Here is a 21,035-nt window from a genome sequence, read left to right as displayed (position 1 = left end):
ATTAATAGTGCAAGCGCAATCAGTGGCCCATTCCACGTATACCCGCCACCACGTGAGCCGCAACATCATTGAGATCGTAACCCCCCACCAACTCAATCAGACTGTCTGCGGAATCCACCGAAGGAGGCGATACGTAACCTGGCTGCGCATCTTGGAAAATATAGGTATTACCGTGGTAGTGAAAAACCGCAGCATTGACCTCCCCTACGGTTTCCTTCGATACAATATCCAAGACAGTGGATATGTCTTTCGCCCCTGCTACGGCACTGTCTGCAATGGTGACCACCGCTTCAGGCTTGCCAACAGGAAAGCCGTAAAGAATATAACTATCAGAAATGTCAAATCCTGTTACTTTGACCAGGTTAGCAATGATCGATGCTGATTTCTCAGCACTAGAAGCTGCCGCCTCATAATTGACCAGGTTTCCATTGAAAAGTGTTAGATTTCCGCTGCCCTCACCACTCATAACAATATTGACGCCATGTCCCAGCGAACCATGTGAGGAGGCATTATGAGCGTCTACCCCCTTCACGAAGGACAGATCTGCCGTTGCACTACCGTGACGCGCTTCGATATTGACATCTGCTTGCTGGATAATGGCTGTAACGCCAACATTACCGTTACTTGCACTTACGCTAATATCTTTAACACGCGCATGAGCTAACGATGCCACCGAGTCAAACTCTGCAGCCGCAACCGTACTGACAGAAGCGCTACCGCTTGCAAACTCGATGGAGTGCAGATAAGCACTGGTACTCCGCCCATCCATGCCTTGCTCGCTGAGTACAACATAAAGCGATTTGGTAGAATTGGTCGCATCCAAGGTTTCAAGTCTGTCAAAATTTGACAATACGATGGAGCTGGACGCAGAAACTCCGCTATCTGCAATAGCCAGATTCAGATGCTTGATCGTCGAATCTAGGGTAGAACCTCCGGCCACGGTATCCAGTGTTTGCCCGTCGATCCGAGCGACCTTTTCAAGATAGTCACTGTTAATATTCAGGGTTGTCAGAGAGGCTCTTGCTTCTCTAACAGGAACCGAGCCCTCAACATACTTTGCGAACGCCGCATACTCATCGAAGTCGTTCACATCGATAGTCAGCGAGTGTTTATGGCCGAAACTATAGACCGTCACATCATCAATCACGCTGCCTTGTGCAGGTGCCGATTTTTTCGATAGATTCTTCACAATACTCTCCTGGACAATAATTGATCCAGGCGCACTTGGCTCACCTCGGACTGCAAGAGGTTATCCACCGGGGTACCGAAGGTGCGCCATCGCCTTGAACTACAGGTTACGTAGGTCATTCCTGCGTCAGCAAGGTCTAGTTCAGGTTACAAGAAATGTCTAGAAATTAATTATTCGACTAGCACAGACTTACTCAAGGTCCCGAAAACGCGAGGCTGGTTGAGATGCTCGTCATAAACCAACACATCGGGCACTACAGCGATCGGAAAGCCCTTTCATTCCGACGATTTATAGGAGTGTCGAAAACCCGAGCATGTCGTATTTCTGCAATATGTTTTATCAGGATGAAAGCTGTGGTGTTGAGCATGAATCTAGGTATCAGAACGGTCACGCGTCTGATCTGCAGGCTGGTTTCGCTCTCTCATAAAGTCGTCCGTGACACCCTCGCCATTGAAGAAGTCGCTCCAGCACTTCCGGCCTAACACAGGCGTGCTGTGGCAACAGCCATCGGACGCTGGACTGCCATTACCCGGCGATACAGTTTTTCGGTCCAAGGTTGCCTCCGCGAATGCATCGACGGCATCAGCCTTACATTTATCCGTCATATATATAAATCAATCCTAGCCGCCCAGGCCTCGCACGAGTACGTACCGTTCACCGGGGGAAACGCCAGGACGGTCGCGAACTTCCGCCCCGCTTCATCGGACCAACAAGGCACAACAAGACCTCTGCCAAGCGGCTTTGCCCTCTCCCATCCTTGTCTGGAGTCTTTGTCATGGCTGTGAAAACCGTTGCCGATCTGCTCGTCGCCACCCTCGAAGCTGCTGGTGTGGACACCATCTGGGGCCTGCCGGGCGATTCGCTCAACGGCCTCACCGAAAGCCTGCGCAAGCGCGATCGCATCCGCTGGCGCGGGGTGCGGCATGAAGAAGCTGCGGCCTTCGCCGCCAGTGCCGCGGCTGACACCAGCGGGCGCCTGGCGGTCTGCGCCGGCTCCTGCGGCCCGGGTAACCTGCACCTGATCAACGGCCTGTTCGACGCCCAGCGCAGCGGCGCGCCGGTGCTGGCCATCGCCGCCCAGATTCCTTCCAGCGAGATCGGCCTGGGCTATTTCCAAGAGACCCATCCGGAGCGGCTGTTCCGCGACTGCAGCGACTTTTGCGAGGTGGTTTCCCATCCCGAGCAGCTGCCGCGCATCCTCGAGACCGCCATGCGCTCGGCCATCCTCAACCGTTCGGTGTCGGTGGTGGTGATTCCCGGCGACGTGGCCCTGGCCGAGGCGCCGATCAAGGAAGCCCAGTGGAGCGAGCCAGTGCGTCCGGTGGTGGTCCCGCCGGAAGCCGAACTGGATGCCCTGGCCGAATTGCTGGCCGGGGAAAAGCGCATCACCCTGCTCTGCGGCGCCGGTTGCGCCGGTGCCCATGCCCAGGTGGTGGCCCTGGCTGAGCGGCTGCAGGCGCCGGTGGTCCATGCCCTGCGCGGCAAGGCCCATATCGAGTATTCGAATCCCTATGGCGTGGGCATGACCGGCCTGATCGGGTTTTCGTCCGGCTATCACGCGCTCAAGGAATGCGACCTGCTACTGATGCTGGGTAGCAACTTCCCCTATCGCAACTTCTTCCCGGATCACGGCCGCGTGGTGCAGATCGACGTGCGCGGCGCCCACCTGGGCGTGCGTACCCCGCTACTCAAGGGGCTGGTGGGCGATGTCCGCGCCACCCTCGACGCCCTGCTGCCGCGCCTCCAGCCTAACAGCCACAGCCGCTTCCTAGAAAAAGCCCAGCAGCACTACCGCAAGACCCGCGCCGAGCTGGACGAACTGGCCACCGCCACCGCTGATGGCGAGCCGCTGCATCCGCAGTACCTCACCACCCGCGTCAGCGAACTGGCCGCAGCGGACGCCCTCTTCACCTGCGACGTCGGCACTCCCACGGTGTGGGCGGCGCGCTACCTGGCGATGAATTTCGAGCGCAAGCTGGCCGGCTCCTTCACCCATGGCTCCATGGCCAATGCCCTGCCCCAGGCCATGGGCCTGCAGGCGGCCTATCCTGATCGCCAGGTGGTGGCGCTGGCCGGCGACGGCGGGCTGTCCATGCTGCTGGGCGAACTGGCGACCCTGGCCAGCGAGAAGCTGCCGGTCAAGGTCATCGTCTACGACAACGCCACCCTGGGGTTCGTCGCCATGGAGATGAAGGCCGCCGGCATGATCGACGAGACCACGGATCTCGCCGCCGTCGACTTTGCCCAGGTAGCCGAAGCCTGCGGTGTGCGCGGCTGGAAGGTGGACTCGGCCAGCCTGCTCGACGCCACTCTGGAGGAGGCCTTCGCCCACCCCGGCCCGGCGCTGGTGGATGTGCGCATCGCCAAGCAGGAGCTGTCGCTGCCACCGAAGATCGAGGCCGCCCAGGCCAAGGGCTTCAGCCTCTACATGCTGCGCGCGGTGATGAGTGGTCGCGGCAGCGAGGTGGTGGACCTGGCCAAGACCAACGTGCTGCGCTGATCCGGACGCCCGCGGCCGCTAGCGCCGCGGGATGCCGTAACGCCGCAGGCGCATGGCGATGGCCGAGTGGGACGTCTGCAAGCGCGCGGCCAGCTGGCGACTAGATGGATACTGCGGATAGAGCCGCTCCAGCAGCGCCGCCTCGTAGCCCTGGACGGCGGCCTCCAGGGTGCTGACTTCGGTCTCGACCTGCCCCGCCACCGCCGTGCCGGCCAGGTCGAGGTCGTCGACATCGATCTGGCCGCTCTCGCTGATGGCGGCGGCGCGAAAGAGGATGTTCTGCAATTGCCGCACGTTGCCCGGCCAGGCGTTGCCCAGCAGCACGCCATAGGTGGCCGGAGCCAGGCGGCACGGCGGGCGGCCGATCTGGGCGCAGGCCTGCTGCAGGAAGTGCCGCGCCAGCAGCAGGATGTCCTGGCCACGCTCGCGCAGCGCCGGCACCTGCAGGCTGAGCACATTGAGGCGATAGAAGAGGTCCTCGCGAAAAGTACCGGCGGCGACCATGGCCTGTAGATCGCGATGGGTGGCGGCGAGAATCCGCACGTTGACCTTGGTTTCCTGGGCTCCGCCGACACGGCGGAAGGTGCCATCGGAGAGGAATCTCAGCAGCTTGGCCTGCAGATAGGGCGACATCTCGCCGACCTCGTCGAGAAACACCGTGCCCTGGTCGGCCAGCTCCAGCAAGCCTGGCTTGCCGCCGCGCTGGGCACCGGTGAAGGCGCCCGGGGCATAGCCGAACAGTTCGCTCTCGGCCAGGCTCTCCGGCAGGGCCGCGCAATTCAGCGCCAGAAAAGGCGCCTCGCGCCGCGCACTGGCGGCGTGGCAGGCGCGCGCCACCAGTTCCTTACCGGTGCCGGTCTCGCCGAGGATCAGCAGGGGCGCTTCCAGGGCAGCCAGGCGCTGGGCCCGGGCCTTGAGGGTACGGATGGCGGCGCAGTCGCCGAGCAGCGAATCGAAGCCCTCGGGGGTGTCGTGGCGCAGCGCCGAGAGGCGGCCGCCGATGCGACTGGGGGCATAGAGGGTCAGCAGCCCGCCGGCCAGTCCGCCCACCGGCTCGCCAATGGGCGTGGCGTCCAGCAGCAGCGCCTGGCCGCGCAGCACCACCTCGCGCAGGGGCAAACGAAAGCCCTGATCCAGCAATTCGGCGGACAATTCGCTGTCGTTGAAGAGTTCGGCCAAGGTGTTGCCGGCGCCCTCCCCGGCCAGGGCGGCAAAGGCCGGATTGGCCAGCAGAATGCGGCCCTCGCCGTCTACCGCGAGCACCGGATCGGCCATGGCGGCGAGCAGGGCGTCGAGTTGCAGGGAACGCCGCTGGCCCGGCAGGATATCCACCACCCGCACCGCCTCGACCCCTACCACGGTCAGCAGGGCGGCGCGCAATTCCTCCAGTACCGCTGCGCTCAGGGTCGGCGCATCGATGTAGACATTGGGCGGCACCATCTCCACGGCGTCCAGATTGAGATTGCGGGCACCGAGCAGCGCCAGGACTTCCTGGGTGATGCCGACACGATCGATGAACGACACATGGATACGCATGGAAACCCTGGGGTCTGAAAGCGAAAGGGCTAATGCTACCCAAATGCTCGGGGTAGAATCACTTCTCATTTACCAGGCGGGACCGCCATGACCAACAAAGACCCTCTTCTGCTCGATCAGCAGCTGTGCTTCGCGCTGTACTCCACCTCGCTGGCCATGACCAAGGTGTACAAGCCGCTGCTCGAAGAGGTGGGGCTGACCTACCCGCAGTACCTGATGATGCTGGTGCTCTGGGAAAACGACCGCCTGCCGCTCAAGGAGCTGGCGCGTCGGCTGCACCAGGACTCCGGGGCCCTGACCCCGGTGCTCAAGCGCCTGGAAGCCGAAGGCTACGTGACCCGACAGCGCAATGCCGAGGACGAGCGCAACCTGTCCATCGAGCTGACCGAGTCTGGCCGCACCCTGCGCGAGCGGGCCCGGACGATCAACGGCACCATCAGCGGCTACTGCGCGCTGGGTGACGCGGAGATGACCCGGCTGCGCGAGAACCTGATGACCCTGCGCGCCAAACTGGAACGTTGATCCTCGCCGACCGCTGCCATTGGTCGGCTACTCCTGAAATAATATTTGCGCGATAACTAATATCGCGATAACTTAAATCCGTACCCGGGCCAGCCCTCTCGGTAACGGCCCAACCAAAAAGTTATCGCGATACGCAAATAGGAGCCCGCCATGAACATCCTCTATACCGCTTCCGCAACCAGCACCGGTGGCCGCGACGGCCGTTCCATCAGCAGCGACAAGGCCCTGGACGTGCAGCTGTCCACGCCCAAGGAGCTGGGCGGTGCCGGGGGTGCCGGTACCAACCCCGAGCAACTTTTTGCCGCGGGCTATTCCGCCTGCTTCATCGGCGCGCTCAAGTTCGTCGGCGCCAAGGAAAAGATCGCCGTGCCGGCGGACGTCAGCGTGACCGCCCAGGTCGGCATCGGCCCGATCCCCACCGGCTTCGCCCTGGACGTCGAACTCATCATCAGCCTGCCGGGCCTGGAGCACGCCGTGGCCGAAGACCTGGTCGAGAAGGCCCACCAGGTCTGCCCCTACTCCAACGCCACCCGCGGCAACGTGGACGTGCGCCTGACCCTGGCCTAAGGGTCGCGGTATTACCCAGGCGCTTCAGCCGAGGCGCCCGGTCCTTTCCGTTCGAGGAGTCATCTGTCATGCGTACCGTCTCTCGCCTGCTTGGCCTTTCCGCGCTCACCCTGGCCCTGGGCAGCGCCTTTGCCGCACCCCAGCCCGATCCGGCCCTGGAACGCACCACCCAGGGCTTCGTCGACGCCCTGAACGGCAGCGGTGGCAAACCCCTGGAAACCCTGAGTCCCAAGGACGCCCGTGCGGTGCTGTCCGGCGCCCAGTCCGGCGTCAAGGTCGATCTCTCGGGGGTCAAGACCAGCGAAAAGACCATCCAGGTCGACGGCAAGCCGCTGCAGCTGACCATCGTCCGCCCGGCGAACGCCAAGGGGCAGACGCCGGCCTTCATGTTCTTCCACGGCGGCGGCTGGGTGCTGGGTGATTTCCCTACCCACCAGCGCCTGGTGCGTGACCTGGTGGTGGCGTCCGGCGCCACGGCGGTGTTCGTCAACTACACCCCGAGTCCGGAGGCCCACTTCCCGGTGGCCATCAACCAAGCCTATGCCGCGACCCAGTGGGTCGCCGAGCATGGCAAGGAGATCGATGTCGACGGCAGTCGCCTGGCGGTGGCCGGCAACAGCGTCGGCGGCAACATGGCCGCGGTGGTCAGCCTGATGGCCAAGGACAAGGGCACGCCCAAGCTGCGTTACCAGGTGCTGTTCTGGCCGGTGACCGATGCCAGCTTCGACAACGGCTCCTACCAGACCTATGCCGAGGGCCGCTTCCTGACCCGCAACATGATGAAGTGGTTCTGGGACAACTACACCACCAGCGAGACCGAGCGCGCCAACGTCTATGCCTCGCCGTTACGGGCCAGCGAGGCCCAACTCAAGGGCCTGCCGCCGGCGCTGGTGCAGACCGCCGAGAACGACGTGCTGCGTGACGAAGGCGAGGCTTATGCCCGCAAGCTCAACGCGGCCGGCGTCGATGTCGTCCAGGTGCGCTACAACGGCATGATCCATGACTACGGCCTGCTCAACGTCCTGGCCAAGGTGCCCGAGGTCCAGGCTTCGCTGACCCAGGCCGGCCAGCTGCTGAAGCAGCACCTGCAGTAAGACTGGGCGTGGTACCCGAGGGGGTGGTTCCGTTCGCGGAGCCACCCCCTTTGCGTTTCAGGGCTGCTTGCCCAGAGCCGCAAAGCGTTCCGCCAGCCAGCCATGCAGCTGCCGCACAGCGGGCGAGAATTGCCGTCGGTGCGGGCAGAACAGCTGCAGCGGCAAGGGCTCGCCGGGCTGATCGGGCAGCAGGCGCACCAGCCGACCGCTCTGCAGATCGTCGCGCATGTCCAGCCAGGACTTGTAGACGATGCCCTCTCCGGCCACCGCCCAGCGCCGCACCACCTCGGCATCATCGCTCTGCAAGGGGCCGCTGACGGCCACCTGGCGCAGGCCACCGTCGGCCTGTGGAAAGCTCCACTTGTCATAGGTGCGACCATGCAGCTGGTAGAGCAGGCAGGCGTGCCCGGACAGATCGTCCAGGTTGCGCGGCGCACCCTGCCGGACCAGATAGGTCGGCGCCGCCGCCAGCAGCCGGCGGTTGTCCGGGGCCAGCGGCAGGGCCACCAGGCTGTCGTCCTGACTGCGGCCGTAGCGGATGGCGATGTCCACCGGATCGCGATAGACGTCGGCCTGCTGGTCCGAGACATACAACCTGAGCGTCAGGCCGGGATGGCGCTGACGAAACTCGGCCAGCCAGGGCAGCAAGAGATTACGCCCCAGATCCGAAGGCGCCGCCACCTGCAGCACCCCTCGCAATTCCGGGCTCTCCCCTTGCAACCGCTCACGCCCTTCGCGCAAGGTCTCCAGCACCTCGCGGGCATAGGGCAGATAGGCCTCGCCCTCGGCAGTCAGTCGCAGGCTGCGGGTCGAGCGGGCGAACAGGCGGATGCCCAGTTCGCGCTCCAGGCGGCCGATGGCGGCGCTCACCTGACCCGGCAAGAGGTCTGCCTCGCGGGCCGCGCGGGAAAAGCTGCCCAGGGCGGCGGAGCGTACAAAGAGGCCAAGGTCGTCGAAGCGGATCATTTTCACTCCTGCAGTGAAGGTGCTATCCGATTCTGCCGCTTTTTCTGGTCGAGCATGAAGACGACCATGGGCCATGTCTTCTTATCGTACAAAGGAATCCGTCCATGAAAGCCATCATCCACGGTGACACCACCCTCCCCGCCAGCGATCCCCGTGCCCTGCAGGACGCCGTGCTGACCGATCCCACGCCTGAGGCCCATGACCTGCTGGTGGAAGTCCGCGCCGTGTCGGTCAATCCGGTCGACACCAAGGTGCGCCAGGGCCTGGTGCAGCGCGAGTCCAAGGTGCTGGGCTGGGACGTCTCCGGCGTGGTGCGGGCAGTGGGCAGCGCCGTCAGCCGCTTCGCCGTGGGTGACGAGGTCTACTATGCCGGCGAGCTGTTCCGCCCCGGCTGCAACAGCGAGCTGCATCTGGTGGATGAACACCTGGCCGGGCACAAGCCCAGGAGCCTGGATCATGCCCAGGCCGCGGCCCTGCCGCTGACCGCCATCACCGCCTGGGAACTGCTGTTCGACCGTCTCGGCGCAACCGAAGGCGGCGGCGCCGACCAGCAGCTGCTGGTGATGGGTGCGGCGGGTGGCGTCGGCTCGGTGCTGGTGCAACTGGCCCGTCAGCTCACCAAGCTGACGGTGATCGGTACCGCCTCGCGCCAGGAAACCCAGGACTGGGTGCGCCAGCTGGGTGCTCATCACGTCATCGACCATCACCAGCCACTGCGGCCCCAGCTCGAAGCCCTCGGTCTGGACGGCGTGACTCTGGTCGCCAGCCTCACCCACACCGATGAGCACTTCACCCAGTTGGTGGATGTCCTGCGGCCCCAGGGCCGTCTCGGTGTGATCGACGATCCGGCGCAACTCGACGTGGTGCCGATGAAGGCCAAGTCGCTGTCGCTGCACTGGGAGCTGATGTTCACCCGCTCGCTGTTCCAGACCCCGGACAAGGTGCGCCAGCACGAGATCCTCGAACGCGTCGCCGGGCTGATCGACCAGGGCACCCTCAAGACTACCCTGGGCGAACACCTGGGCCGGATCGATGCCGCCAACCTGCGACGTGCCCATGCTCGGCTGGAAAGCCACCAGGCCCGCGGCAAGCTCGTGCTGGAGGGTTTCTGATGCCTCGCTGCAGTGCCCTGACCCTCGCCGTCGCCCTGGCCGTGGGTAGCCTGACGGCCCAGGCCGCGCCGCTGCCCCAGGAGCGTACCCTGGGCCAGCTGGAGCAGGTGTTCGCCTTCCAGGACGCCATGCCCACCGGGGTTACCGTCAGCGAGACCGGGCGGATCTTCGTCAACTATCCCCGCTGGGGCGACGACGTGCCCTTCACCGTCGCCGAACTCAAGGACGGCAAGGCGGTACCCTACCCGGATGCCGCGTTGAACGTGGAAACGCCCGGCCAGCCGGGCAAGGGCTTCATCAGCGTGCAGAGCGTGGTGGCCGATGGTCGCGGGCACCTCTGGGTGCTGGACACCGCCGCCCCGGGTTTTGCCGCGCCCAAGGCCGGCGGCGTCAAGCTGGTGGCCATCGACCTCAAGACCAACAAGGTCGCCAGGACCCTGGTCTTCCCCGCGGCGGTGCTCGAACCCAACAGCTACGTCAACGACGTGCGCTTCGACTTTCGCGTCGGTCGCGCCGGGGTGGCCTATGTCACCGACTCGGCGCCTCCCGGCGGCCTGATCATCCTCGACCTCGCCACCGGCCAGGCCCAGCGCCGCCTGACCGGCGCGCCCCAGGCCAACGTCGATCCCAGCTTCGTCCCGGTGGTGGAAGGCGAGCCGCTGCTGATGCAACGTCCCGATGGCAGCAAGGTCCGGCCGGCCATCGCCAGCGATGGCATCGCCCTGTCACCGGACGGCGGCACCCTTTACTTCAGCCCGCTGTCCAGCCGCCATCTCTATGCCGTGCCCACCGCCCTGCTGCGTGATCCCAAGGCGAGCGAGGCCCAAGTCCGCGCCGGGGTGCAGGATCTCGGCGAGAAGGGCGCCTCCGACGGCCTCGAAGCCGATGCCCAGGGGCGCGTCTATGCCGGCGACTACGAGCACAACGCGGTGCGCCAGCGCCAGGCCGATGGCAGTTGGAAGACCCTGGTCCACGATCCCCGCGTGCTCTGGCCCGACACCTTCAGCATCGGGCCGGACGGCTACCTCTATTTCACCGCCAACCAGCTCCATCGCCAGGCCCAGTTCCACAGCGGCCAGGACCTGCGCCAGAAGCCCTACAGCCTGTTCCGCGTCAAGATCGACGCCCAGCCGGCCCCCACCCACTGATCCGATCAGGAGTTATCCATGCAGCTGTCCCAGATCGCCCGTACCCGTTACACCACCAAGGCCTTCGACGGCTCCCGCAGCATCCCGGCCGAACAGGTCGAGGAACTGTTGGAGCTGCTGCGCCAAGCGCCCTCCTCGGTCAACTCCCAGCCGTGGCACTTCGTGGTCGCTGCCAGTGCCGAGGCCAAGGCGCGCGTCGCCCGTGGCATGCAAAGCCCCTACAACGAGCCCAAGGTGCTGCCGGCCTCCCACGTCATCGTGCTGTGCACCCGCCTGGAAATGACCGAAGGCCATCTGGCCCAGGTGCTGGAACAGGAAGCCCAGGACGGCCGCTTCGCCAAGCCCGAAGCGCGCGCCACCCAGGACGGTACCCGTCGTCATTTCGTCGACCTGCATCGTCATGAGCGCAAGGATGTGCAGCACTGGATGGAGAAGCAGACCTACCTGGCGTTGGGCACCCTGCTGCTGGGCGCCGCCGCCCTGGGCATCGATGCCACCCCCATGGAAGGCTTCGACGCCAACAGCCTGGACCAGGAACTGGGGCTGCGCGAACAGGGCTACACCGCCCTGGTGGTGGTCGGTCTGGGCTATCGCGGTGAAAGCGACTTCAACGCCGGCCTACCAAAGTCCCGCCTGACCCGGGAGCAGGTCTTTACCTTCCTGTAAAACCCACCGCTCCGTAGCGTGGATAACGGTGCAACCTTATCCACAGTGCGCGCCGGTAGCTGCCAGTGGAAAACGCTCTCCAGTTTTCCACGCTATACATGCCGTAGGCGGAGCTGAGTACAGCGAAGCCCAACATGGGCAGCTACGCAGCTTTCTTACGGACAAAAAAAAGCCGACCGCTACAAACGGTTGGCTTTTTTTGTCGGGACCTAGTGGGCGTAGGCGAACGAGCCGTCTCAACCCGCCCTACGGTCCGTCAACCGCCCTTCAGATCCGCCAGGATCGAGAAGGCGCGCAAGCGATCCGCCTGCTCATAGACGTCGCAGGTAAAGATCAGCTCGTCGGCGTCAGTCTTTTCCAGCAACAGCTCCAGGCGTTCGCGGACCTTGTCCGGGCCACCGATCACCGCCATGCCAAGGAAGCTCGACACCGACTCCTTCTCGTGGGGCAGCCAGACCCCTTCCATGCTGCGCACCGGCGGCTGCAGACGCAGGCTGTCGCCGCGGAACAGGGCGAGGATGCGCTGGTAGACGGTGGTGGCCAGGTAATTGGCCTCGTCGTCGCTGTCGGCCGCTACTAGGGGTACCCCGAGCATCACATAGGGACGATCGAGCACTTCGGACGGCTTGAAGTTTTCGCGATAGAGCCGGATCGCCTCGTGCACGTAGCGCGGCGCGAAGTGCGAAGCGAAGGCGTAGGGCAAGCCCTTGGCCGCCGCCAGCTGGGCACTGAACAGGCTCGACCCCAGCAGCCAGATCGGCACCTCGGTGCCCACGCCGGGCATGGCGATCACGCCCTGCCCCGGCTGCTGCGGCCCGAAGTAGTGCTGCAGCTCTTCCACATCCCGCGGGAAGTCGTCGGAACTGCCCAGGCGGTCGCGCCGCAGGGCATAGGCAGTGCGCTGATCGGAGCCCGGCGCGCGGCCCAGACCAAGTTCGATACGGCCCGGATACAGCGAGGCCAGGGTGCCGAACTGCTCGGCCACCACCAAGGGCGCATGGTTGGGCAGCATGATGCCGCCTGAACCCAGGCGCAGGGTGCTGGTACCGGCGGCCAGATAGCCCAGCAACACGCTGGTCGCGGAGCTGGCGATACCGTCCATGTTGTGGTGCTCCGCCACCCAGTAGCGGGAAAAGTCCAGCTGCTCGACATGGCGGGCCAGGGTCAGGGCATTGTGCAGCGCCTGGGTCGCATCGCCGTCGTCGCGGATGGGGACGAGGTCGAGGACCGACAGGGCGGTCTTAGAGAGACGGGTCATCAGGATTCTCCTCGGCGGCCTGATCGTAGGCCGCCCTATGGCGCTGAATGAAAGGCTGCTTCGCGGAGGCCCAGGCGGCCAGGGCGCCCACCGGCACCATCAGGCTCTGGCCTAGTTCGGTGAGGGCGTATTCCACCTGGGGCGGCTTGGTCGGCGTCACCGTGCGGGACACCAGGCCATCGCGCTCCAGCTGACGCAGGGTCACGCTGAGCATGCGCTGGGAAATGCCGTCGACCCGCCGGCGCAATTCGTTGAAGCGCAGCGGGCCGGGTTCCAGGGTGAAGAGCGTGAGCAAGGACCAGGCATCGCCGATCCGGTCCAGCACATCCCGAATGGGACAGGCATGGGCATGCAGGCGGCGACGGCTGGAGATACGACTGACCACGGCGTCCATGGCGATCCTCGAAGCAGAACTGGCTCCCAGCCTACGCCTTTCGGGCGGTTATTAAAAGTAACCACCTGTCAGGACTGGTATTGCCGCTTTGGCCAGGGCACAATCCGGAAGGCCGTGATCGTTTTTATTGATTGAACGTTCAATAAAAAATAGTTACCCTCCGAGGCTCCTTCCGCTCTGTTCAGGAGATGCCTCGTGCCCAAGGTCGGGATGCAGCCCATCCGCCGTTCGCAGCTCATCGCCGCGACCCTCGAAGCCGTCGACGAAGTCGGCATGGGCGACGCCAGTATCGCCTTCATCGCCCGCAAGGCCGGCGTCTCCAACGGCATCATCAGCCACTATTTCCAAGACAAGAACGGCCTGCTCGAAGCCACCATGCGGCATTTGATGAATGCCCTGCGCCAGGCCGTGCGCGAACGTCGCGCCGCCCTACCCGGTGACGACCCCGCCGCCAACCTGCGTGCCATCATCCAGGGCAACTTCGACGATACCCAAGTCAGCGGCCCGGCCATGAAGACCTGGCTGGCCTTCTGGGCCACCAGCATGCACCAGCCCAATCTGCGCCGCCTGCAACGCATCAACGACCTGCGCCTCTACTCGAACCTCTGCTGGCAATTCCGCCGCCTCCTGCCCCATCAGCAGGCGCGCGCCTCGGCCCGCGGCCTGGCCGCCATCATCGATGGCCTCTGGCTGCGCGGCGCCCTCTCCGGCGACACCTTCAATACCCAGCAGGCCCTGCAGATCGCCTACGACTACCTGGACCTGCAACTGGCCAAGGCCTGACGCCTCCCTGATCGCTTAGACCCTGCCCGGCTTGCTCCGGTCGGGGCTCTCCGTCCGCGTTCCCTCCCTCTCCCCGCTTCGACAGAACCGCTCTGGGCCGCCCATCGCCCCGTTTCGGCACGCCTGCGAATTTTTCATTGATTGAACGTTCAATAAAAATTAAGTAGACTGGATTCATCGCTGGCGCAGAGAGACCTTTCTTTTGCGCCCCCTGTGTTCCTTGCGGGTGCCACGGCGCCCGCCCAGCCTGGGAGAACGTCCATGGCCCGTTTCGCCGAACAGCAGCTGTACATCGGTGGCCGTTATGTCGCCGCTACCGGTGGCACCACCTTCGAAACCCTGAATCCCGCCACAGGCGAAGTGCTCGCCACGGTGCAGAGTGCCAGCCGCGCCGACGTGGACAAGGCAGTAGCTGCTGCCGCCGCCGGCCAGAAGGTCTGGGCCGCGATGACCGCCATGCAGCGCTCGCGCATCCTGCGCAAGGCCGTGGACATCCTCCGCGAGCGCAACGACGAGCTGGCGCTGCTGGAAACCCTCGATACCGGCAAGGCCCTGTCCGAGACCCAGGCCGTGGACATCGTCACCGGCGCCGACGTGCTCGAATATTACGCGGGCCTCGTTCCGGCCCTGGAAGGCGAGCAGATCCCGCTGCGCGAGACCTCCTTCGTCTATACCCGCCGCGAGCCGCTGGGCGTGGTCGCCGGCATCGGCGCCTGGAACTACCCGATCCAGATCGCCCTGTGGAAGTCCGCCCCGGCCCTGGCCGCCGGCAACGCCATGATCTTCAAGCCCAGCGAAGTCACCCCGCTGACCGCGCTGAAGCTGGCCGAGATCTATACCGAGGCCGGTCTGCCCGATGGCGTGTTCAACGTGGTCAATGGCGTCGGCCCGGAGGTCGGCGTGGCCCTGACCGAGCATCCCGGCATCGAGAAGATTTCCTTTACCGGCGGCGTCGCCACCGGCAAAAAGGTCATGGCCAGCGCTGCCGGCTCGACCCTCAAGGAAGTCACCATGGAGCTGGGCGGCAAGTCGCCGCTGATCGTCTGCGATGACGCCGACCTGGATCGCGCCGCCGACATCGCCGTCATGGCCAACTTCTTCAGTTCCGGCCAGGTCTGCACCAACGGCACCCGCGTCTTCGTGCCCCAGGCGCTCAAGGCCGACTTCGAGGCCAAGGTGGTGGAGCGGGTCAAGCGCATCAAGCTAGGCGATCCCCTGGCCGCCGAGACCAACTTCGGGCCGCTGGTCAGCACCCCGCACATGGAAAAGGTGCTGGGCTACATCGCCCAGGGCCAAGCCGAAGGCGCCCGCCTGCTCACCGGTGGCGAGCGCGTTACCCAGGGCGAACTGGCCAAGGGCAACTTCGTCGCCCCTACGGTCTTCACCGATTGCCGTGACGACATGGCCATCGCCCGCGAAGAGATCTTTGGCCCGGTCATGAGCATCCTGGCCTATGCCGATGAGGACGAGGTGGTGCGCCGCGCCAACGACACCGAGTACGGCCTGGCCGCCGGCGTGGTCACCCGTGACCTGGCCCGTGCCCACCGCATGATCCATCGCCTGGAAGCCGGCATCTGCTGGATCAACACCTGGGGCGAATCCCCCGCCGAGATGCCGGTGGGTGGCTACAAGCACTCCGGCGTCGGGCGCGAAAACGGCCTCACCACCCTCGGCCACTACACCCGTATCAAGTCGGTGCAGGTCGAGATGGGCGATTACGCCTCGATCTTCTAAGCCGCTTCAGTAGCGCTTTTCTCCCCTCTCCGCTGGAGAGGGCCCGGGGATGGGGTGACCACCCCACCCGCCGTTAGGAGGAGAATCTTCATGGCACACGAATTCGATTACATCGTCATAGGCGCCGGCTCGGCTGGCAACGTCCTGGCCACCCGGCTGACCGAAGACAAGGACGTCACCGTCCTGCTGCTGGAAGCCGGCGGTCCCGACTACCGCCTGGACTTCCGCACCCAGATGCCAGCCGCTCTGGCCTATCCGCTGCAGGGCAAGCAGTACAACTGGGCCTACCAGACCGAGCCCGAGCCGCACATGGACAACCGCCGGATGGAATGCGGCCGCGGCAAGGGTCTGGGCGGCTCCTCGCTAATCAACGGCATGTGCTACATCCGCGGCAACGCCCTGGACTATGACAACTGGGCGCAACTCGACGGCCTGGACGACTGGACCTACCTCGATTGCCTGCCCTACTTCCGCAAGGCCGAGAAGCGCGATGCCGGTGCCAACGACTGGCACGGCGGCGACGGTCCGGTTTCGGTGACCACTGCCAAGCCGAACACCAATCCGCTGTTCGAAGCCATGGTCGAAGCCGGTGTCCAGGCGGGTTATCCGCGCACCGAAGACCTCAACGGCTACCAGCAGGAAGGCTTCGGCCCGATGGATCGCTTCGTCACTCCGAACGGCCGACGCTCCAGCACCGCCCGCGGTTACCTGGATCAGGCCAAGGGTCGCCCGAATCTGACCATCGTTACCCACGCCACCACCGATCGCATCCTCTTCGAGGGCAAGCGCGCCAATGGCGTGGCCTACATGAAGGGCGATTCGCTGGAAGCCATCACCGTGCGCGCCCGTCGGGAAGTCCTGCTCTGCGCCGGCGCCATCGCCTCGCCGCAGATCCTGCAGCGCTCCGGCGTCGGCCCCGCGCCGCTGCTGCGTCGCTTCGACATCCCGCTGGTCCATGACCTGCCCGGCGTCGGCCAGAATCTGCAGGACCACCTGGAGATGTACCTGCAGTACGAGTGCAAGCAGCCGGTCTCGTTGTACCCGGCGCTGAAGTGGTACAACCAGCCGCAGATCGGCCTGGAATGGATGCTCAAAGGCACCGGCCTGGGCGCCAGCAACCACTTCGAGGCGGGCGGTTTCATCCGCTCCAGCGAAGAGTTTGACTGGCCCAACATCCAGTATCACTTCCTGCCGATCGCCATCAATTACAACGGCACCAACGCCATCGAGGCCCATGGCTTCCAGGCCCACGTCGGCTCCATGCGCTCGCCCAGCCGTGGCCGCATCGAACTGACCTCGCGCGATCCGCGCCAGCATCCGAGCATCCTGTTCAACTACATGAGCACCGAGCAGGACTGGCGCGAATTCCGCGACGGCATCCGCCTGACCCGCGAGATCATGCAGCAGCCGGCGCTAGACCCCTATCGTGGCGAAGAGATCAACCCAGGCCGCGACTGCGTGACCGACGCCCAGCTGGATGCCTTCGTGCGCTCCCATGCCGAGACCGCTTACCACCCGTCCTGCTCCAACAAGATGGGTACCGACGACATGGCAGTGGTCGACGGCGCCGGTCGCGTCCACGGCCTGGAAGGTCTGCGCGTAGTGGACGCCTCCATCATGCCGATCATCGCGACGGGCAACCTCAATGCCCCGACCATCATGATCGCCGAGAAGATCGCCGACAAAATTCGCGGTCGCGCTCCGCTGCCGCGCAGCAATGCCGCCTACTACGTCGCCAACGGCGCACCGGTACGGGGTACCCCGCTGCGTGACGTCAACGGTCAGCGCGCCGCCGAGCCGGTACCGGAACGTCGCAACCAGCCGGCCGCCTGATCCCAGGCAGCCGAACGCAAGAAGGGCGCCCTGGGGCGCCCTTCTTGTATCTAACTCTGGATGCTCGAACCGTCTGGCCAAAGCTCAGTAAGTAGCCCGCTCTCCCGCCTCTCTAAGAGAAGAGGGCCAGGGTAATGGCCGCCTACCGCCTTACTTCACAGACAATCCTTCACCGCGGTCAAAATGGTCCGCGGCCGCAGCGGATTGTTGGCCATCTGCTCGCGCAACTGGATGCGCGTACCGCGCGACGCCGACCCGATGTCGATGATGGCCGCCGTGGCGCCTGGCACCTTGCTGTCCACCAGCACACGCTGCCCACTGCTGCCCTGTGGCTGGACCAGCACATGCCGACCGTCCTTTTCCAGACCGGTCACCAGGCAGGTGCGATAGTCCTCGGCACTCTTGCCGGTGCGCAGCTCCATGGGCGGATTGCGTTCAAGATTCGCCTGACTGGTGCAACCCGCCAGGGCAGCGGCCAGGAAGGCCAGGGTTTTGGTTCTCATCAGTGGCTCCTTGCAAGCTCTTTGCGTCATTTTAGCCTCAGCTGCCTTACGCCAGCCTTAACCTACGCACATCCTTGGTTTACAAGGGCTTTTCCATGGCTATAATGGCCTCCCCCTTGCCGGTATAGCTCAGCTGGTAGAGCAACTGACTTGTAATCAGTAGGTCCCGGGTTCGACTCCTGGTGCCGGCACCATCATAGATAACGTCTTAGGCCAGCCAAACGCTGGCCTTTTTCGTTTTAGCCTGTCGCGTTTGCTGTCTTCTTCGCTCCAGTCGAGCAGCGACAACGCTCTAGCCCGGCCACCTTATACGCATGCTTCGGCACGGTTACCGTTTTGCGCTGCGGTTATGTGGACCTCTAGGCCAACACTTCTAAACCGTGCTTCTGGGAACCATACCGCTTGGGCGTTTGGCGCCGGCTTCCTACTTCTCAATGGCGTTTAGATAGCGGGCAAATGCCGGCTGACTGACATTATTAGCCTCTCGAATATGCCTGATTTGCGCTGGCTCAATCATTTCAGGTACCACCAGATGTCGCGCATCGAAGTCACGCATAGTGGCTTTATCCAGCGCTCCAACTTTGTGCAGCATGGCTGCTGAGGAGTGAATCGCCTCAGAGATGTCGCCTTTGTACATACGCTTTGCGGTCATTGCAGCTCTCCACCAAGTCTTTATCCGCCACGAGCGGATCAACTGCTTATCACGCTGCGCCGCGTCGCCTTGGTCGCCAACCCTGATTATTTTTTGGATCGCTACGTAGTGGTAAACAGATAGCGGCAATCAAGACCCTGACCCTATCGACGTCCCTGAATGGACATAATCTGCATGCCCCTCTAAGGGCTGGGCTAACAGCTGTCGATGCAGGCGCTTACGCTGCGGCGATACGCTCGACTTCAGGCTGATCAGCCTGCTCGGCTTCCCATTGGTCGTAGGCCGACTGCATGGATAGCCAGAACCGCGCTGTGGACAAACCCGCTCGCTCAAGGCGAACGGCAAGATCCGCTCTAATGGGCTTACGGCAATTGACCACGCCGGACAGATAGACACGACTGAAATGAAGCTTGCGCGCTGCTTCAGCAATTTTGATAGGGGTTTCTTCAAACACCGTTTCTAGAACGGCGCCCGGATGCGGGGGATTATGCATGGCCATAGGACCTCCTTAGTGGTAATCGAGGTAGTCAATGAGCTCGGTATCCGTGCCATCAAAACGGAAGATCACCCGCCAGTTGCCACTGATGGAAAGGGACCAGTAACCGGTCAGCTTCCCTTTGAGCGGATGCAGGCGAAAGCCTGGCATGTCAATCTCATCAGGGCGGGCAGCTTGATCCAATACGCCCAGCACCAGGGTCAACCGTTTCGCATGCGTAGCCTGAATCCCCTTCGTACTTCCCGTCCTGAAAAAGGCCTCTAGGCCCTTGTGCTTGAACGTCTTGATCATGACGCAGAGTGTAATCAATCTGTTTACACTTTCAAGATCTGCAGTCGCAAAAACTACCTTTTAGGCTTATAGCCAGTCCACTATGCCTAACCCTCTGCAGGCGGGGCACTTAAGGAAGGGCATATACCTTACTGCAGAGCTTAGATTTGAGACGCTGAGGCTTGGCTACTGGAGGCACGGTGTTGACGCGTGGCACAAACCCAGATGGCCCGGGGATGCGGCCTGACTCAGATAGCGCACTATTCCCTTTGTGCAATCAGGCAGCAGAGTTGATCTGCTCCCGACTGGGCAACAAGGGCGCGCATACAGCTCCGGAACAAAAATGCCAGTCAGCGTTGACTGACTGGCATTAGCCGATGACTTGTTTTCCGCCGACCTAGGCGAGCCCAAGCTAGTTAGCTTTTATCGGCTTCTTCCGGCTTGAGCCCTGTTTTGCGCGTCTCGTCAGGCTTGGGCACGGTCAGCCAGGCATTGATACGCTGGATATCGGCATCCTTGAAGTCACCGCTCCAGCGCAGCAGGACCAGCTGGTTGGTGATGAAGTCGTATTGCGCACGCAGGTAGTCGCGCCGGGCGCTGTACTCCTGGCGCACCGCATTCAGCACGTCCACCGCGGTGGCCGCGCCGAAGGAGAAGGACTTCTCACTCGCCTCACGCGCCTTGACCGCTGAGTTCAGCGCATTGCGCGACGACTCGATCTTGCTCAGGCTAGCAAAGCTCTTCAGGTAGGCGGTCTTAGTTTCCTTGACCACCTGGCGACGCACCGCCTCGTAGTCTTCTTCGGCCGATTCCTGGGAGCCGTACAGACTCCGCGTCCGGGCGCTCACCGAGCCACCGCTATAGATCGGAATCTGCAAATTGAGACTGGCCGAGTAGGTATCGACGACGTCCGCGGCGATGACGTTCTCGTAGGCAAAGTCACTGCGTTGCGCGCCGAATTGCAGACTCAAGGTAGGCAAGTGCCCGGCCTTGGCCTCGCTGACGGCGTATTCCGCCGAGTTCAGGGCTTCCTGCTTGGCCTGCAACGCCGGATTGTGATTGATGGCCGACTGCACCCAATCGGTTTCCGTACCCGGCAACGCGGTGAAGAGGGTGCGGTCATCGATGCGCTTGAAGGGCTGGTAGATATCCCGCCCGACCAGTTCGGCCAGCGCTTCGCGCGTCACCTGGATCTGGTTCTTGGCTTCGATTTCCGCGGTCTTCAAGCTGTCCACGCGCGCGGACAGCTGCAGCTTGTCGGTGATGGTCGCCAGCTGCCGGTCGAACAGCGCCGAGACGCTGTCGAGGTTGCGCTGGGTCGCCTTGCGCTCGGCGGTGGCCAGCTCCAGTTCATCCTCGGCCGCCAGGGCGGCGAAGTAGCGCTGGACTACGTCCGCAGCGGACTGGATGCGGGTGTCTTCGGCCAGCGAGCGATACTGCTTGGTGAGCTCACTGTACTTCTTGAAGCCACGCCAGGCGGCCGGGTTGTAGATCGCCTGGGTCAGACTCAGGTTGTAGGTCTGGCCGTCATAGAACAGCGTCTGGGGGCCTTCGGTACGTTTGATGCGGCTGGTGGAGGCACCACCGCTCAGCTGCGGCAGCATCTGGCCAAAGGCACCGTCCTGCTGCCCCTGACTGGCCTTGACCTGGGCATCCGCGCCGCCGATGCGGGGATCGGATTCCATGGTCTTCTGGTACAGCTGCCAAAGATCCAGATAGGCCGCCGGCTCAGGGGTAGCGACAGGCGCCGCCTGACCCAGCAGCGGCAGGGCCATGCCCAGGGCGAGAAGCAGTCGGGCGGGCTTGAACATC

General features: G+C 63.6%; 19 protein-coding genes, 1 tRNA gene and 1 pseudogene. 11 read left to right on the top strand and 10 right to left on the bottom strand.

Features of this window, described 5'->3' with window-relative positions; translation table 11 throughout:
- Positions 1-19: 19 nt before the first annotated feature.
- Complete coding sequence (locus tag FHR73_RS15455; RefSeq protein WP_183632441.1) at positions 20-1,189, bottom strand: hypothetical protein; 1,170 nt, start codon at positions 1,187-1,189, stop codon at positions 20-22.
- A 775-nt stretch (positions 1,190-1,964) separates the two neighbouring features.
- Here FHR73_RS15455 and poxB point away from each other — a divergent pair.
- Positions 1,965-3,689 (top strand): ubiquinone-dependent pyruvate dehydrogenase, encoded by a 1,725-nt coding sequence (poxB, locus tag FHR73_RS15450; RefSeq protein ID WP_183632440.1) that lies wholly within the window; start codon positions 1,965-1,967, stop codon positions 3,687-3,689.
- 18 nt (positions 3,690-3,707) lie between these two features.
- Here poxB and FHR73_RS15445 read toward each other — a convergent pair whose 3' ends face one another.
- Positions 3,708-5,225 carry a sigma-54-dependent transcriptional regulator gene (locus tag FHR73_RS15445; protein WP_183632438.1) on the bottom strand — a complete coding sequence of 506 codons (1,518 nt, stop codon included), beginning with the start codon at positions 5,223-5,225 and terminating at the stop codon, positions 3,708-3,710.
- A gap of 87 nt (positions 5,226-5,312) precedes the next feature.
- Here FHR73_RS15445 and FHR73_RS15440 point away from each other — a divergent pair, with 87 nt between their 5' ends.
- The 3 genes from FHR73_RS15440 (at position 5,313) to FHR73_RS15430 (ending at position 7,408) form a co-directional block, all read left to right on the top strand.
- The gene (locus FHR73_RS15440) at positions 5,313-5,747 is read left to right on the top strand and encodes a MarR family winged helix-turn-helix transcriptional regulator (protein WP_183632436.1); all 435 of its coding nucleotides are present in this window, start codon (positions 5,313-5,315) and stop codon (positions 5,745-5,747) included.
- Positions 5,748-5,897: 150 nt separating this feature from the next.
- The gene (locus FHR73_RS15435) at positions 5,898-6,314 is read left to right on the top strand and encodes an organic hydroperoxide resistance protein (protein WP_183632434.1); all 417 of its coding nucleotides are present in this window, start codon (positions 5,898-5,900) and stop codon (positions 6,312-6,314) included.
- Positions 6,315-6,382: 68 nt separating this feature from the next.
- Positions 6,383-7,408 carry an alpha/beta hydrolase gene (locus FHR73_RS15430; protein ID WP_183632432.1) on the top strand — a complete coding sequence of 342 codons (1,026 nt, stop codon included), beginning with the start codon at positions 6,383-6,385 and terminating at the stop codon, positions 7,406-7,408.
- A 57-nt stretch (positions 7,409-7,465) separates the two neighbouring features.
- Here the strand turns inward: FHR73_RS15430 and FHR73_RS15425 are convergent, their stop codons facing one another.
- The gene (locus FHR73_RS15425) at positions 7,466-8,374 is read right to left on the bottom strand and encodes a LysR family transcriptional regulator (RefSeq protein WP_183632430.1); all 909 of its coding nucleotides are present in this window, start codon (positions 8,372-8,374) and stop codon (positions 7,466-7,468) included.
- Positions 8,375-8,478: 104 nt separating this feature from the next.
- On the opposite strand from FHR73_RS15425, the gene FHR73_RS15420 reads away from it, so the two are divergent.
- Genes FHR73_RS15420 through nfsB form a run of 3 tightly spaced genes read left to right on the top strand, consistent with a single transcriptional unit; the run spans position 8,479 to position 11,300 of the window.
- On the top strand, positions 8,479-9,486 hold the full coding sequence (locus tag FHR73_RS15420) for a zinc-binding alcohol dehydrogenase family protein (protein WP_183632429.1): 1,008 nt from the start codon (positions 8,479-8,481) through the stop codon (positions 9,484-9,486).
- A complete protein-coding gene (locus FHR73_RS15415) occupies positions 9,486-10,634 on the top strand; it encodes an L-dopachrome tautomerase-related protein (protein WP_183632428.1) in 1,149 nt (382 codons plus the stop codon). The genes FHR73_RS15420 and FHR73_RS15415 overlap by 1 nt, the downstream gene beginning before the upstream one ends.
- An 18-nt stretch (positions 10,635-10,652) precedes the next feature.
- Entirely contained in the window at positions 10,653-11,300 is a 648-nt protein-coding gene (nfsB, locus tag FHR73_RS15410; protein ID WP_183632427.1) for an oxygen-insensitive NAD(P)H nitroreductase, read from the top strand.
- A gap of 256 nt (positions 11,301-11,556) precedes the next feature.
- On the opposite strand, the gene FHR73_RS15405 is transcribed toward nfsB, so the two are convergent.
- A complete protein-coding gene (locus FHR73_RS15405) occupies positions 11,557-12,558 on the bottom strand; it encodes an LLM class flavin-dependent oxidoreductase (RefSeq protein ID WP_183632426.1) in 1,002 nt (333 codons plus the stop codon).
- A complete protein-coding gene (locus FHR73_RS15400) occupies positions 12,542-12,952 on the bottom strand; it encodes a helix-turn-helix domain-containing protein (RefSeq protein WP_158890383.1) in 411 nt (136 codons plus the stop codon). Before FHR73_RS15400 ends, FHR73_RS15405 begins: the two co-directional genes overlap by 17 nt.
- Before the next feature lie 195 nt (positions 12,953-13,147).
- Between FHR73_RS15400 and betI the strand changes: the two genes are divergently transcribed.
- The 3 genes from betI (at position 13,148) to betA (ending at position 17,302) form a co-directional block, all read left to right on the top strand.
- Positions 13,148-13,735 carry a transcriptional regulator BetI gene (betI, locus tag FHR73_RS15395; protein ID WP_183632425.1) on the top strand — a complete coding sequence of 196 codons (588 nt, stop codon included), beginning with the start codon at positions 13,148-13,150 and terminating at the stop codon, positions 13,733-13,735.
- 261 nt (positions 13,736-13,996) lie between these two features.
- The gene (gene betB, locus FHR73_RS15390) at positions 13,997-15,469 is read left to right on the top strand and encodes a betaine-aldehyde dehydrogenase (protein WP_183632423.1); all 1,473 of its coding nucleotides are present in this window, start codon (positions 13,997-13,999) and stop codon (positions 15,467-15,469) included.
- A 90-nt stretch (positions 15,470-15,559) separates the two neighbouring features.
- A complete protein-coding gene (betA, locus tag FHR73_RS15385; RefSeq protein ID WP_183632422.1) occupies positions 15,560-17,302 on the top strand; it encodes a choline dehydrogenase in 1,743 nt (580 codons plus the stop codon).
- Positions 17,303-17,457: 155 nt separating this feature from the next.
- Here betA and FHR73_RS15380 read toward each other — a convergent pair whose 3' ends face one another.
- Positions 17,458-17,805, bottom strand: coding sequence for a hypothetical protein (locus FHR73_RS15380; protein WP_027597345.1), 348 nt, complete (start codon positions 17,803-17,805; stop codon positions 17,458-17,460).
- 118 nt (positions 17,806-17,923) lie between these two features.
- On the opposite strand from FHR73_RS15380, the gene FHR73_RS15375 reads away from it, so the two are divergent.
- Positions 17,924-17,999: transfer RNA gene (locus FHR73_RS15375), tRNA-Thr, on the top strand.
- Between the two features lie 165 nt (positions 18,000-18,164).
- Here FHR73_RS15375 and FHR73_RS15370 read toward each other — a convergent pair.
- The 4 genes and pseudogenes from FHR73_RS15370 to FHR73_RS15355 form a co-directional block, all read right to left on the bottom strand.
- Positions 18,165-18,457 (bottom strand): annotated as a pseudogene (locus FHR73_RS15370) (helix-turn-helix domain-containing protein).
- Between the two features lie 217 nt (positions 18,458-18,674).
- Positions 18,675-18,956 (bottom strand): HigA family addiction module antitoxin, encoded by a 282-nt coding sequence (locus FHR73_RS15365; protein WP_183632421.1) that lies wholly within the window; start codon positions 18,954-18,956, stop codon positions 18,675-18,677.
- Between the two features lie 9 nt (positions 18,957-18,965).
- Complete coding sequence (locus FHR73_RS15360) at positions 18,966-19,244, bottom strand: type II toxin-antitoxin system RelE/ParE family toxin (protein WP_183632420.1); 279 nt, start codon at positions 19,242-19,244, stop codon at positions 18,966-18,968.
- A gap of 395 nt (positions 19,245-19,639) precedes the next feature.
- On the bottom strand, positions 19,640-21,034 hold the full coding sequence (locus tag FHR73_RS15355; protein ID WP_183632419.1) for a TolC family outer membrane protein: 1,395 nt from the start codon (positions 21,032-21,034) through the stop codon (positions 19,640-19,642).
- Between the last annotated feature and the right edge of the window lies 1 nt (position 21,035).

Source organism: Pseudomonas sp. AS2.8 (assembly GCF_014190935.1).
GTDB lineage: Bacteria > Pseudomonadota > Gammaproteobacteria > Pseudomonadales > Pseudomonadaceae > Chryseomonas.
The sequence above is the reverse complement of the archived record's forward strand: the minus strand, read 5'-3'. Positions and strand labels throughout refer to the sequence as shown.